12 protein-coding genes are annotated in these 12,866 nt (G+C 70.0%); 5 read left to right on the top strand and 7 right to left on the bottom strand.

All coding sequences use genetic code 11. From position 1 onward, the window contains the following. Nucleotides 1–81 precede the first annotated feature (81 nt). Nucleotides 82–1,386 (top strand): NAD(P)/FAD-dependent oxidoreductase, encoded by a 1,305-nt coding sequence (locus SLW55_RS16410; protein WP_320745409.1) that lies wholly within the window; start codon nucleotides 82–84, stop codon nucleotides 1,384–1,386. A gap of 57 nt (nucleotides 1,387–1,443) precedes the next feature. Further along, nucleotides 1,444–2,061 (top strand): trimeric intracellular cation channel family protein, encoded by a 618-nt coding sequence (locus tag SLW55_RS16415; protein ID WP_026143642.1) that lies wholly within the window; start codon nucleotides 1,444–1,446, stop codon nucleotides 2,059–2,061. A 124-nt stretch (nucleotides 2,062–2,185) separates the two neighbouring features. On the opposite strand, the gene rpoH is transcribed toward SLW55_RS16415, so the two are convergent. From rpoH to rhlB, 6 genes are all read right to left on the bottom strand, one after another. Then, nucleotides 2,186–3,064, bottom strand: coding sequence for an RNA polymerase sigma factor RpoH (gene rpoH, locus SLW55_RS16420; protein ID WP_026143641.1), 879 nt, complete (start codon nucleotides 3,062–3,064; stop codon nucleotides 2,186–2,188). Nucleotides 3,065–3,282: 218 nt separating this feature from the next. After that, complete coding sequence (gene ung, locus SLW55_RS16425; RefSeq protein WP_267100256.1) at nucleotides 3,283–4,014, bottom strand: uracil-DNA glycosylase; 732 nt, start codon at nucleotides 4,012–4,014, stop codon at nucleotides 3,283–3,285. Nucleotides 4,015–4,042: 28 nt separating this feature from the next. Beyond that, nucleotides 4,043–4,885, bottom strand: coding sequence for a response regulator (locus tag SLW55_RS16430; RefSeq protein WP_017909425.1), 843 nt, complete (start codon nucleotides 4,883–4,885; stop codon nucleotides 4,043–4,045). A 7-nt stretch (nucleotides 4,886–4,892) separates the two neighbouring features. After that, on the bottom strand, nucleotides 4,893–5,837 hold the full coding sequence (ftsX, locus tag SLW55_RS16435) for a permease-like cell division protein FtsX (protein WP_010343178.1): 945 nt from the start codon (nucleotides 5,835–5,837) through the stop codon (nucleotides 4,893–4,895). Next, nucleotides 5,834–6,520, bottom strand: coding sequence for a cell division ATP-binding protein FtsE (ftsE, locus tag SLW55_RS16440; protein WP_043094534.1), 687 nt, complete (start codon nucleotides 6,518–6,520; stop codon nucleotides 5,834–5,836). Before ftsE ends, ftsX begins: the two co-directional genes overlap by 4 nt. 73 nt (nucleotides 6,521–6,593) lie before the next feature. Further along, a complete protein-coding gene (gene rhlB, locus SLW55_RS16445) occupies nucleotides 6,594–8,354 on the bottom strand; it encodes an ATP-dependent RNA helicase RhlB (protein ID WP_295959260.1) in 1,761 nt (586 codons plus the stop codon). 202 nt (nucleotides 8,355–8,556) lie between these two features. Between rhlB and trxA the strand changes: the two genes are divergently transcribed. The 3 genes from trxA to SLW55_RS16460 all read left to right on the top strand — a co-directional run bounded on the left by trxA (nucleotide 8,557) and on the right by SLW55_RS16460 (nucleotide 11,854). Further along, nucleotides 8,557–8,898, top strand: coding sequence for a thioredoxin TrxA (trxA, locus tag SLW55_RS16450; protein ID WP_295932534.1), 342 nt, complete (start codon nucleotides 8,557–8,559; stop codon nucleotides 8,896–8,898). A 241-nt stretch (nucleotides 8,899–9,139) separates the two neighbouring features. After that, complete coding sequence (gene rho, locus SLW55_RS16455; RefSeq protein WP_295932531.1) at nucleotides 9,140–10,930, top strand: transcription termination factor Rho; 1,791 nt, start codon at nucleotides 9,140–9,142, stop codon at nucleotides 10,928–10,930. A 123-nt stretch (nucleotides 10,931–11,053) separates the two neighbouring features. Further along, nucleotides 11,054–11,854: a hypothetical protein gene (locus SLW55_RS16460; protein WP_320745411.1), complete on the top strand. Its 801-nt coding sequence runs from the start codon at nucleotides 11,054–11,056 to the stop codon at nucleotides 11,852–11,854. 62 nt (nucleotides 11,855–11,916) lie between these two features. Here SLW55_RS16460 and SLW55_RS16465 read toward each other — a convergent pair whose 3' ends face one another. Next, nucleotides 11,917–12,810 (bottom strand): energy transducer TonB, encoded by an 894-nt coding sequence (locus tag SLW55_RS16465; protein WP_320740170.1) that lies wholly within the window; start codon nucleotides 12,808–12,810, stop codon nucleotides 11,917–11,919. Nucleotides 12,811–12,866: the final 56 nt, after the last annotated feature.

The raw sequence follows: 12,866 nt of genomic DNA on the forward strand, positions 1-12,866 counted from the left end.
GATCGGTGCGCGCGCGACTGCGAGGCGACCGCCGCGCCGATACCGGACGCTCTCCTCTTTCTCCCGCTCCTGGAGTCCTGCATGAACGACACACCCATGCCGCACCTGATCGTGGTCGGCGGTGGCTTCGCCGGCTTGTGGGCCACCCGCGCCCTGGCCAGGACGCCGCTGCGCATCACCCTGATCGACCGCCGCAACCATCACCTGTTCCAGCCGCTGCTGTACCAGGTCGCCACCGCCGGCTTGTCGGCGCCGGACATTGCCGCGCCGCTGCGGCAGATCCTGCGCCACCAGGACAACGTCGAAGTGCGCCTGGGCGAGGTCGTCGACATCGACAAGCAGGCGCGGCAGGTGCGCTTGGCCGACGGCCAGGCGCTGGACTACGACTATCTGCTGGTCGCCACCGGCGCCACCCATGCCTATTTCGGCCACGACGACTGGGCGGCGCATGCGCCGGGCCTGAAGACCCTGGACGACGCGCTGCAACTGCGCCGGCACCTGCTGCTGGCGTTCGAGCGTGCCGAGGCGGAAACCGACCCGGCCGCACGCGCGGCCTGGCTCAGCTTCGCCATCGTCGGCGGCGGCCCCACCGGGGTCGAGCTGGCCGGCACCCTGGCCGAGATCGCGCGGCACACGCTCAAGCATGAGTTCCGCCACATCGACCCGGCCGAGGCGCGCGTGCGGCTGATCGAGGCCGGCCCGCGGGTGCTGTCCTCGTTCCCCGAACACCTTTCGGCCAAGGCGCAGAAACAGCTGGAGAAACTCGGCGTGGAAGTACTGACCGGGGTGCCGGTCGCCGACATCGACGCCCATGGTTATCGCCTTGGCGACGCCTTCGTGCCGGCGCGGACCGTGGTCTGGGCCGCCGGCGTGGCCGCCTCGCCGCTAGCGAAGACCCTGCAGGCGCCGCTGGACCGCAGCGGCCGCGTGCAGGTGCAGCCGGACCTGAGCGTGCCCGGCCATCCGGAACTGTTCGTGGCCGGCGACCTGGCCGCGCTGCAGCAGGCCGACGGCCGCCCGGTTCCCGGGGTGGCACCGGCCGCCAAGCAGATGGGCCGGCACGTCGCCGACACCCTGCGCCGGCGGCTGCGCGGCGACACCGCCAGCGTGCCGTTCCGCTATGCCGACTACGGCAACCTGGCCACCATCGGGCGCATGGCCGCGATCGTGCACCTGGGCCGGCTGCAGCTCTCCGGGGTGCTGGCCTGGTGGTTCTGGCTGGCCGCGCACGTGTTCTTCCTGATCGGCTTCCGCAACCGCGTGGTGGTGCTGCTCAACTGGGCCTGGGCGTACTGGAGCTACCAGCGCGCCGCGCGCATCATCCTCGGCGACCCGCCCGCGGCGGAGGACACGCAGGCGCAGCCCGCACCGCCCGTGGACAGGTGACACTGCAAGGCCGGGCTGCGATCCTAGCCGGCCTTTTTGCTGCAGCGCAGTGCCGTTTTGGCCACCTTCCTGTTCCTGCTCGACCTGCTGGGCACCTTCGTGTTCGCGATCAGCGGCGCCACCGTCGGCGTGCGCCACCGCCTGGACCTGTTCGGGGTGCTGGTGCTGTCGTGCGCGGCCGCGGTCTCCGGCGGCATCGCCCGCGACGTGCTGATCGGCGCCACCCCACCGGCGGCGTTGGCCGACGTGCGCTATCTCGGCGTCGCCTGCCTGGCCGGGCTGCTGGCTTTCTACAGCCACCACACGGTCGAGCGCCTGCGCAATCCGGTGCAGATCTTCGACGCGATGGGCCTGGCGCTGTTCGCGGTCTACGGCACCAGCAAGGCGTTGGCGTTCGGCCTGGGCCCGCTCAGCGCGCCGCTGCTGGGCATGCTCAGCGGCATCGGCGGCGGCATCGTCCGCGACCTGCTGGTGGCGCGCACGCCGGTGGTACTGCAGGCCGAGCTGTACGCGGTGGCGGCGCTGCTCGGCGGCGGCGTGGTGGCCGCGGCGCAGGTGCTGCACCTGCCGCAGCCCTGGGGCCTGGGGGTGGGTGCGGTGCTGTGCTTCGGCCTGCGCTTCATGGCGATCCGCTACGGCTGGCACCTGCCGGTGGCGCGTCCGCCGGAGTCGTGATCCAGCGGCGTGCGGATGGACTTCCGCAGCCGGCAGTCGCCAATCCGCGGGCAGCCCAGGACAAGAAAAAAGGCCCGGCAATGCCGGGCCTTCTCGCGCGTTGCAATCGCTCGCCGCAGGCAACTCAGGCGACGAACAGCGCCTTCATCTTCTTCAGCGCGTTCGCCTCGATCTGGCGGATGCGCTCGGCCGACACGCCGTACTCGTCGGCCAGTTCCTGCAGGGTGATCTTGCTGTCGGCATCCAGCCAGCGGCGCTTGATGATGTCGCGCGAACGCGCATCCAGTTCCGCCAGGCCTTCGCGCAGCAGCTGCAGCTGGTTGTCCTCGCTGTCGGCGCGTTCGTAGGCCTGCGAGGGATCTTCCTCGTTGGCCATCAGATACGCGGCCGGCGACGGCGGCGCGTGGTCGTCGTCCTCGTCGGACGGCGCATCGAAACCGATGTCGCGACCGGACAGGCGCGACTCCATCTCCAGCACCTCGCGCTCGGACACGTTGAGGTCCTTGGCCACGGCGGTGACCTCGGCCGCGTTCATCCAGCCCAGGCGGGTCTTGGACTTGCGCAGGTTGAAGAACAGCTTGCGCTGCGCCTTGGTCGTGGCGACCTTGACGATGCGCCAGTTCTTCAGGATGTACTCGTGCATTTCGGCACGGATCCAGTGCACCGCGAAGCTGACCAGGCGCACGCCCATGTCCGGGTCGAAGCGCTTGACCGCCTTCATCAGGCCGATGTTGCCTTCCTGGACCAGGTCGCCCAGCGGCAGGCCGTAGCCGTTGTAGCCGCGGGCCACGTGCACCACGAAGCGCAGGTGGGAATGGACCAGTTCGCGGGCCGCGTCCAGGTCTTCCTGGTCGCGATATCGCACCGCCAGTGCACGTTCCTCGTCGGACGTCAGCACCGGGATCTGATGCACGGCGCCGATGTAGGCATCCAGCGAACCGAGCGGACTGGGGATCGGGAGGTTGTTGGCAACCAATGCGTTGGAAGTAAGCGTCTGGCTCATAGGGCTCATCTTAGCAGTCTACTAATTGGACTGCTGGGTACAGTAAAAAGTTCCTGTGTTCTGTTTATGCAACATATGAATCAGGAATGACACTGCATCACAAGCCACTGAAACAATCGGGACGCATCGTCATCCCGTTCTCTGACCGCAAAAGTAGCAGCCGGTTCGCGAAAATGGCGTCCACGTCAGGCGACAGCGTCGCCCCGTCCAACCGCGGTTCAGGCGCCGCCCAGCACCGCTTCCAGCTCTGCGCGCGGCGGCAGACTCCAGTCGATGGGGGCGGCACCCCGGCGCTTCAAGTACTCATTGGCCGCGGAGAAATGCTTGCAGCCGAGGAAGCCGCGGTGCGCCGACAGCGGCGAGGGGTGCGGGGCCTTGAGCACACGGTGGCGGCGGGTGTCGATGACCTTGCCCTTGGCCTGGGCATAGCTGCCCCAGAGCAGGAACACCAGACCCTCGCGCTCGCGGTTGAGGGTCTCCACGATGTGGTCGGTGAAGCCCTCCCAGCCCTTGCCCTGGTGCGCGCCGGCGCGGCCTTCTTCCACCGTCAGCACCGCGTTGAGCAGCAGCACGCCGCGCTGCGCCCACGGCAGCAGGCAGCCGTGGTCCGGCCGGCGGATGCCCAGGTCGTCCTCGATCTCCTTGTAGATGTTCAGCAGCGACGGCGGCACCGGCACCCCCGGCAGCACCGAGAAGCACAGCCCGTGCGCCTGGCCGTAGCCGTGGTACGGATCCTGGCCGAGGATCACCACCTCCACCTTTTCGAACGGGGTGGCGTCGAAGGCGGCGAATATCTGCCGCCCCGGCGGGAACACCCGCGCACCGGCGGCCTTGCGCTGGCGCAGGAAGGTGGCCAACTCGCGCATCTCCGGACGCAGCAGCCAGTCGCCGACCTGCGCCTTCCATGACGGCTCCAGCTGGATCCGGCTTTCGTCTTCGTTGTTGCTCATCGCTTCCAGGCTCGGGACATCACATCGGTCAGAAGGTCACCGCGATCTCGTCGAGCCGCGCCAGGCGCAACTGGAACAGCACCTTGGTGACCAGCAGGCGCTCTTCGATCGGTTTCTGCACCAGGTCGTTGGCACCGGCGCGCAGCAGCTCGGACTGGGTGTGCGGGTTGCTGTCGCCGGTCATCACCAGCACCGGCATGCGCCGCTTGCCGTAGGCGAAGTCGACGCGGATGCGCTGGACCACGTCGCGGCCGTTGAGCTCGCCTTTCAAGGTGACGTCGGTCAGCACCAGGTCGATGCGGCGGGTGGTGCGGCCCAGCGACTCGGCGGTCAGCAGGGCGAAGGCGTCTTCGGCGCTGAGCACGTGCACCACGTGCAGCTGCTGGCGCTCGAGCATGCGCTTGGTGGCTTCGGCCACCACCCGGCTGTCCTCGACGTAGAGGACGGTGGCGCCGGCCACCGGCTGCGGCTGCACGTAGCCGCGAATGAAGGTGGCCAGCGCCTCGTGGCCGAGCGCCTTGTCGAAGTAGTCGGTGACGTACTCGGTGAAGCGGCGCTCGACCAGGTGCTGCTGGGCGTCGCCGGAGACCACGATCACCGGCACGTAGGCCTGGCCGGCGGCCTCGCGCACGCTGCGCGCCAGGGTCAGGCCGTCGCCGTCGGGCAGCCCCAGCGAGGTGGTGACCAGATCGACCGGACCGGCCTCCAGCGCGGCGCGCGCCTCGGCGATGCTGGCGCAGCCGACCACGGTCACGTCGGGCAGTTCGCGGTGCAGCACGTCGGCGATCAGCTTGCGCACCAGCTTCGAGCCATCGACCACCATCACCCGGGGGGCGGCGCTGATCAGATGCTTGAGCTCGTGCCCGGCCATGTGCGCCTCAGGTGTCGGTGGGCCGCGTCTGGCGCAGGAAGTGGCCGGTCACCAGCCAGGCGCCGAGCCAGCCCAGCAGCAGGGTGCCGAGCAGCACGAAGCCGGCGTGCAGCGCGTCCAGCCCGTGCAGCACGAAGTGGCTGCCGTAGCTGTCGGCCAGCGCCGCCAGCGGCTGGCCCAGGGCCATGCCGGAGGCCGCGAGCAGGCCCAGCGCCAGCACTCCGGCGCCGAAACCGTACCAGGCGCCCAGGTACAGGAACGGGCGGCGGATGAAGCCGTCGCTGGCGCCGAGCAACTGCAGCACGCCGATCTCCTCGCGCCGCGACTGGATGTCCAGGCGCACGGTGTTGCCGACCACCAGCACCGCACCGGCGCCGAGCAGCAGCGACAGCACCTGCACCAGGCGTTCGCCGAAATGCAGCCAGCCGTCCAGGCGCTTGCGCCACAGCGCGTCGTGCTGGACCAGGTCGGCCTGCGGCAGCGCGGTCAGCGCGGTCGCCAGCGGGGTGTCGTCGGCCGCGGCCGGGGTGACGATCAGCAGCGTCGGCAGCGGGTTGTCCTGCAGCGCGTCCAGCGCCTCGCCCAGGCCGGCGCTGTCGCGCAGCTCGGCCATGCCTTCGGCGGGGGTGCGCAGCGTTACCGCGGCCACGTCGGCGCGGCCGCGCAGGGTCTGCGCCAGCGCCTGCGCCGCGGCGGCGTCGACGTCGGTCTTCAGGAACACGTTGATGTCGCGCGACTGCTGCACGCTGCCGGCGAACTGCTTGAGGTTGTCCAGGGCGATCGACAGGCCCAGCGGCAGGGTCAGCGCCAGCGCCATCACCGCCATGGTCAGCAGCGTGGCCCACGGCTTGCGCATGGCGCGGCCGAGGCTGTAGACGATGCTGTGCAGGTGGTGGTCCCACCACACGCCCAGCCGCGAGGGCGCCGCGGCGCCGGCGTTGCGCGCGCTCATTCGGCCAAGTCCTGCGGCGAGATGTCGTCGACCAGGCGGCCGTGGTCCAGGATCAGCACGCGCTTGCGCATCTGCTTGAGCAGGGCCAGGTCGTGGCTGACCACCAGCACGCTGGTGCCACGCGCCGGCAGTTCGGCGAACAGCTGCATGATCTCCGCGGCCAGGGTCGGGTCGAGATTGCCGGTGGGTTCGTCGGCGACCAGCAGCCGCGGTTCGCCGACCATCGCCCGGGCGATGCCGACGCGCTGCTGCTCGCCGGCCGACAGCTGCGAGGGCAGCGCCTTCTCGCGATGGCCCAGGCCCATGCGCTCGAGCACCGAGCGCACGCGCTTGCCGATCTCGGCGCGACGGGTGCCGCGCAGGATCAGTGGCAGCGCGACGTTCTCGGCGATGCTGCGGTCGGTGAGCAAGCGGTGGTCCTGGTAGACCGCGCCGACCTCGCGCCGGTGCAGCGGCACGCGGCGGCCGCGTACCTTCAGCAGGTTGCGCTCGCCGAACAGCACGGCGCCGCGCGAGGGCCGCTCGCTCAGGTGGATCAGCTTGAGCAAGGTGCTCTTGCCGGCACCGGAATGGCCGGTGACGAACAGCATCTCGCCCTCCTCGACCTCGAAGCTGACGTCCACCAGCGCCGCGTGGCCGCCGGCGTACTGTTTGCTGACATTGTCGAACCGCAGAACGCTCATCCGGCGATTATGCCGGAGCGGCTGGGGTGTTCGTCCACCGCGCGCGTCGCACGCGGCGGACGGCCGGTCCGGCTCAGGAGCTGGACACCAGCGAGCGCAGCTTGCGCCCCAGGCGGGTCAGGAACGAATCGTTCTTCGCCGCCGCACCACGCTCGGCCTGGCGCGCGGCCTTGACCGGGGTGGCCACGACCTGCACCGGCTTGGCCGGGGCCGCGGTCGCCGGAGCGGCGCTGCCGTTGCCGGCCTGTGCGCCCTCGGCGCCTTCCAGCGGACGCCCGCCGCGACGGCGACGGCGCTTGCGCGGCGGACGCTCGCCTTCGACCGCGGGCGCTGCGCCCTCGGCCGGCGCAGCGCGCGGCGGCTTGGGCGCGGGCGCCGGCGCGGCGGCAACCGGCGCAGTGCCGTCGGCCGCAGCGGCCGTGGCATCGGCCGGACGCGGCGTGCGCGGACGCCGCGGCTTGCCGTCGGCGCTGCGCGACGATTCGCCACGGCCGCCCGGGCCGCTGCGACCGCCGCCGGGCTTGCCGCGACCGCCGCCACGACGCTGCTCGTCGGCCTCGCGCTGGGCGCGGGCCTCGCGGAAGATCTCGCCGATGCTCTCCTCGCCATCGGCCTCGGTGGCCTCGCCCTCCACCGGCGCGCGCGGGGTGCGCGGCAGCGCCACCAGCAGCTCGGCGGTGACCGGCTCGACCGGGATCTTCTGCTCGATGTAGGCCTCGATGTCCGGCAGGCTCATCGCGTAGCGCTCGCAGGCGAAGCTGATCGCGTCGCCCTCCTCGCCCAGCCGCGCGGTACGACCGATGCGGTGCACGTAGTCCTCGGCGTCGAACGGCAGGTCGTAGTTGTAGACGTACTTGACCCCGTCGATGTGCAGGCCGCGCGCGGCCACGTCGGTGGCCACCAGGATCTCCAGCTGGCCCTTCTGGAAGCGGTTGAGCAGGGTCTCGCGCTTCTTCTGCGGCACGTCGCCGGACAGCACGCCGACCCGGTAGCCGTTGCGCTCCAGCGCGCGCGCCACGCGCTCGACGAACGCCTTGGTGTTGACGAACACCATGGTGCGCGCGCCCTCGCTGCGCGACAGCAGACCCAGCAGCAGGGTCAGCTTCTCCTCGTCGGAGGGGAAGTAGATGCGCTGGCGCACGCGCGCGGCGGTGATGCTCTCGGTCTCGACGACGAGCTTTTCCGGCTCGTTCATGTGCTCGTAGGCCAACTCCAGCACGCGGTGGCTGAGGGTGGCAGAGAACAGCAGGGTCTGGCGGGTGCCGCGCTCGGGCATGCGCCGCAGCAGGAAGCGGATGTCCTTGATGAAGCCCAGGTCGAACATGCGATCGGCTTCGTCGAGCACGCAGATCTCGCAGGCGTGCAGCGACACCACCTTGTGCTGCTTGACGTAGTCGATCAGGCGGCCGGGGGTGGCGATGATCACGTCCACGCCCTGCTGCAGCAGTTCGCGCTGCTTGTCGTAGTCCACGCCGCCGTAGACCAGGGCGAAGCGCAGGCCCAGTTCGGAGCCGAACTTGACCGCGTCCTTGTGGATCTGGATGGCCAGCTCGCGGGTCGGGGCCAGGATCAGCGCGCGCGGATCCTCCGGCTTGCGGTCGGCCAGCGCCGGGCGGCTGAGCAGGCGGTTCATCACCGCCACCAGGAACGCCAGGGTCTTGCCGGTACCGGTCTGGGCCTGGCCGGCCACGTCGCGGCCGGGAAGGGCCACCGGCAGGGTCAGCGCCTGGATCGGGGTGCAGCGGGTGAAGCCGGCGCTTTCGAGGCCTGCGAGCAGCGCGGGCTGCAGTTCGAACGCGGAAAAAGTCACATCGGTCAGCGGTTTGTCGCTCATCATTCCATCTTCGTGAGGCCACCCCGCCCGAAGCGTAAGGTCGCGGCTTGCATCGGTCCCGGCAGCGTCGCACACTGGCGTCTTCCATGCCGGGTCGCGCGACAGGGGGAATCCCTTGAGATCGCCGCGCAATGCCCCAGTTTACCGCAATGCGGCGGCCACCCGGTCCGGCCAGTCGCATTGGCCCAGGAGAACCCCCAAAGTGAGCGACAAGGTCCTTTACGTCGGCGACGCCGATTTCGATACCACGGTGCTGCAGTCCGACGAGCCGGTCCTGGTGGACTTCTGGGCCGAGTGGTGCGGCCCGTGCAAGATGATCGCGCCGGTGCTGGACGACCTCGCCGATGCCTACGACGGCCGCCTCAAGGTCGCCAAGGTCAACGTGGACGAGAACCGCGCCACCGCGATCAAGTACCACGTGCGCTCGATCCCGATGCTGCTGCTGTTCAAGAACGGCCAGATCCAGGCCACCCAGATCGGCGCGGTCGGCAAGGGTCAGCTGACCCAGATGATCGACAAGACCCTGGGCGGCAGCGCCGCCTGACGCCCGCTGCCGGCACCGCTCCGCAACCGGAGCGGCGCCGCGGCAGCCCGGCCGGCGCAGCATCGCCGGCGGCTGAATCGCCCACGAACGCCTGCTTGCCGTGCCTGCGTGGCGGTGATAGTGTCGATACATCCGGTGGCATTCGCACACCGCACCCCCTCTGGAAGATTCTCTCCCAGACCTCCTCCCAACCCCGTATGCCCCCACGCTGGGCGCTCGCACTCTTAGCGAGGAACACCACTTGTCCGATCACACCATGTCCGAACCCGGGAGCGCCGACGCCCCCGCCGAGAAGCGCGTGCGCAAGCCGCGCGTCAGCAAGGCCGCGAGCGGCGCGGAAGGCGCCGCCGAGCACGGCGCGCCGGCACAGCCGACCCTGCCGCTGAATCCCGCGCCCGCGCCTGCGCCCGTCCAGACCGAGGCGCCGCGCGCCGCGGCCACGGAGTCGGCTCCGGCCCCGGCCTCAAGCGGCGGCCAGAGCCACGGCGGCGGCGACGCGCCGGCCCAGCAGGGCGGCGGCCAGGCGTCCGAAGGCGGCGAGCCGCGCGAAGGCCGTGAGCCGCGCGACGGCGGCAACAACAACCGCTTCAACAATCAGAACCAGAACAACCAGCAGGGCAACCGCCGCGATCGCTTCCGCAATCGCCGCGACCGCGACCGCAACCAGCGCGGCGGCGACCGCTTCCAGGACAACGGCCTGCCCAGCGACAACGGCGGCAACGAGCCGTTCGTGCCGCGTCCGCACGCGAGCGTGCCGGAAGGCTTCCCGATCTACTCGCTGAGCGACCTGAAGAAGATGCCGGCGCAGAAGCTGCTGGACATCGCCGAGCAGCTCAACATCCAGGACGGCGTGGCCCGCGCGCGCAAGCAGGACGTGATCTTCGCCCTGCTGAAGGTGCTGACCCGCCACGGCGAAGGTGTCGCCGCCGACGGCGTGCTGGAAATCCTGCCGGACGGCTTCGGCTTCCTGCGCGCGGCCGAGGCCAGCTACCTCGCTGGCCCGGACGACACCTACATCTCGCCCAGCCAGATCCGCCGCTTCAACCTGCGCACCGGCGACCACCTGTCCGGCCGCATCCGCTTCCCGAAGGACGGCGAGCGCTACTTCGCGCTGTCGATCGTCGACACCATCAACGGCGAGCCGCTGGAAGCGAGCAAGAACAAGGTCCTGTTCGAGAACCTGACCGCGCTGTTCCCGCGCAAGCGCTTCACCCTGGAGCGCGGCAACGGTTCCTCGGAAGACATCTCCGGCCGCATCCTCGACCTGATGGCGCCGCAGGGCAAGGGTCAGCGCGCGCTGATCGTGTCCCCGCCCAAGGCCGGCAAGACCATGCTGATGCAGCAGGTGGCCACGGCGATCACCACCAACCACCCGGACGTGCACCTGATCGTGCTGCTGATCGACGAGCGCCCGGAGGAAGTGACCGAAATGCAGCGCACCGTGCGCGGCGAGGTCATCTCCTCGACCTTCGACGAGCCGGCCGCGCGCCACGTGCAGGTCGCCGAAATGGTGATCGAGCGCGCCAAGCGCCTGGTCGAACACAAGAAGGACGTGGTGATCCTGCTCGACTCGATCACCCGCCTGGCCCGCGCCTACAACAACGTGGTGCCGTCCTCCGGCAAGGTGCTCAGCGGCGGCGTCGACGCCAACGCCCTGCACCGCCCGAAGCGCTTCTTCGGCGCGGCGCGCAACGTCGAGGAAGGCGGCTCGCTGACCATCATCGCCACCGCGCTGGTCGAGACCGGCAGCAAGATGGACGAGGTGATCTACGAAGAGTTCAAGGGCACCGGCAACAGCGAAGTGCACCTGAACCGCCGTATCGCCGAGAAGCGCGTGTACCCGGCCATCGACATCAACCGCTCCGGCACCCGCCGCGAGGACCTGCTGATCGAGCCGGAACTGCTGCAGAAGATCTGGATCCTGCGCAAGCTGCTGCATCCGATGGACGAGATCGCGGCGATGGAATTCCTGCTGGACAAGATGAAGAACACCAAGTCCAACGACGAGTTCTTCGGTTCGATGAAGCGCTGAGTCCAGCGCCGCTTCGACCGCAACGCCCCGCTTCGGCGGGGCGTTCGCGTTTGTGGCCATCGGTCATGCCCGGTGACGTGCCGATACAGGGTCCGACGGTCTTTCGACGTGGGCGCGGGTGAGATGGGCGGCATTCGCCCCGCCGCGTCCGCCGCCATGCACACCACTGCCACGACCGCCGTCAGCAAGGTCGCCCCGGTCACTCTCGGCTTCTGGGTGATGAAGATCTGCGCCACCACCCTGGGCGAGACCGGCGGCGATCTGTTGTCGATGACCCTGGATGTCGGCTACGCGCTGAGCAGCGTGCTGCTGCTGGCAGTGTTCATTGTTTCGCTGTGGGCGCAGCTGCGCGCGCAGCGGTTCCAGCCGTGGCGCTACTGGTGGGTGATCCTGACCACCAGCACCGCCGGCACCACGCTGTCGGACTACATGGACCGCAGCCTGGGCCTGGGCTACGCGCAGGGCGCGCTGCTGCTGGTGAGCCTGCTGGTCGCGGTACTGGCGACGTGGTGGCTGTGCGAACGCAGCCTGTCGGTCGAGCGGATCGGCAGCGGCCGCGCCGAGATCTTCTACTGGCTGGCGATCCTGGTCTCCAACACGCTGGGGACCGCGCTGGGCGATTACCTGGCCGATAGTTCGGGGCTGGGCTTCGCCGGCGGCGCGCTGCTGATCGCGGCGCTGCTGGCGGCGATCGCGCTGGCCTACGCGTTCACCCGGGTCTCGCGCACGGCGCTGTTCTGGGCGGCGTTCGTGCTGACCCGTCCGTTCGGCGCCACCCTCGGCGACCTGCTCAGCAAGCCGGCCGGCAAAGGCGGGCTGGACCTGGGTACGGTCGGCGCGTCGCTGCTGCTGGCCGCGTTATTGCTGGCGGTGCTGGTCGTCTCGACCCGGCGCCGCGACGACGACCGCCGCGCGGCGCGCTAACGTTGGCGGGTGGTCTATGCGGGGCAGCCCGGCCTGTAAGACCGGGCGAACACCGTCGCCGATCAACCGCCCTGCAGCGGCGTCAGCAGGCGCGGACCGGCGCCGTCGGCCATGTACACGCCGCCAGCCGGCAACAGGTCCGGCGAGAAGCCGGCAGCATCCTCCTCGGCACTCCACGGCGCGCGCTGGCGCGGGCCAGGCACGTAGCTCATCCAGCGGCCATAAGCCGACGGCGCACCCTGGCGGGGCTGGTCGAGCAGCGCGTAATCGACTGGCACGCGCACGTTCCAGTACGGCGCATCCACGTGCTTGCCTTCGCTCGGCGGGCGGAAGGTCCACTTGCGCGCCGCGCCGAGCGCGCTCTTGCCCAGCACGTCGCGCAGTTGCTGCATCTGCCGCTCGGACGCCACCACGCGCAGGTTGACCTGCTCTACTGCGGCGTCGGCGACGCGACCATCGCGGCCCACTTTGAGCACCAGGTACGCCGAGCCCGCGGCACCGACGCTGTAGGCGGCTTCCGGATAGGCCGGCGGCTTCATCTGAATCGCGGTCACCACGCTGTGATCGCTCGGATCGTAGCGGGTAAAGTCGGCACTGCGGATCTCGATCTGATAGTCGTCGCCTTGCAGGCGTTTAGCAACCAGGCGCAGGGTCATCGGCGCGCGCGCCGGCACCGGCTTGCCATCGCGCATGCCCGGCTCGAACTTCCACTGCATCACGCTGTTGCGGACGAAGCCGACCACGCCCTCGGGCAGACGCTCCTGCTGGTCCAGCGCCAGCGCCGACACCGCGCCGCTGGGTTCGATGTCGATGGTGCCGCTCACCAGCATGCTGCTCTCGATCTGCTTGCGCACCGCGCCCGGGCCGACTCCGTCGGCGGCAACGGCAGTCGATGCCAGCAGCAGCGACAGCACGGCGCTCCAGCGCCACCACGAACGGAGAGATCGACGGTGCATCGCGCATTCCTTTGCCTGAGATGAGGCGCCGATTACAACGCACTGGCGGCCCGCCG

The sequence above is a fragment of the Xanthomonas sp. LF06-19 genome (assembly GCF_034105425.1).
Lineage (GTDB): Bacteria > Pseudomonadota > Gammaproteobacteria > Xanthomonadales > Xanthomonadaceae > Xanthomonas_A > Xanthomonas_A sontii.

What these genes read in the sequence shown, in the direction of transcription:
- SLW55_RS16460 (WP_320745411.1), top strand. Translation starts at nt 11,054, where the DNA reads ATGGGCGGCATTCGCCCCGCCGCGTCCGCCGCCATGCACACCACTGCC.
- rpoH (WP_026143641.1), bottom strand. Translation starts at nt 3,064, where the DNA reads ATGAGCCAGACGCTTACTTCCAACGCATTGGTTGCCAACAACCTCCCG.
- ftsX (WP_010343178.1), bottom strand. Translation starts at nt 5,837, where the DNA reads ATGAGCGCGCGCAACGCCGGCGCCGCGGCGCCCTCGCGGCTGGGCGTG.
- SLW55_RS16410 (WP_320745409.1), top strand. Translation starts at nt 82, where the DNA reads ATGAACGACACACCCATGCCGCACCTGATCGTGGTCGGCGGTGGCTTC.
- SLW55_RS16465 (WP_320740170.1), bottom strand. Translation starts at nt 12,810, where the DNA reads ATGCACCGTCGATCTCTCCGTTCGTGGTGGCGCTGGAGCGCCGTGCTG.
- ung (WP_267100256.1), bottom strand. Translation starts at nt 4,014, where the DNA reads ATGAGCAACAACGAAGACGAAAGCCGGATCCAGCTGGAGCCGTCATGG.
- rhlB (WP_295959260.1), bottom strand. Translation starts at nt 8,354, where the DNA reads ATGAGCGACAAACCGCTGACCGATGTGACTTTTTCCGCGTTCGAACTG.
- SLW55_RS16430 (WP_017909425.1), bottom strand. Translation starts at nt 4,885, where the DNA reads ATGGCCGGGCACGAGCTCAAGCATCTGATCAGCGCCGCCCCCCGGGTG.
- ftsE (WP_043094534.1), bottom strand. Translation starts at nt 6,520, where the DNA reads ATGAGCGTTCTGCGGTTCGACAATGTCAGCAAACAGTACGCCGGCGGC.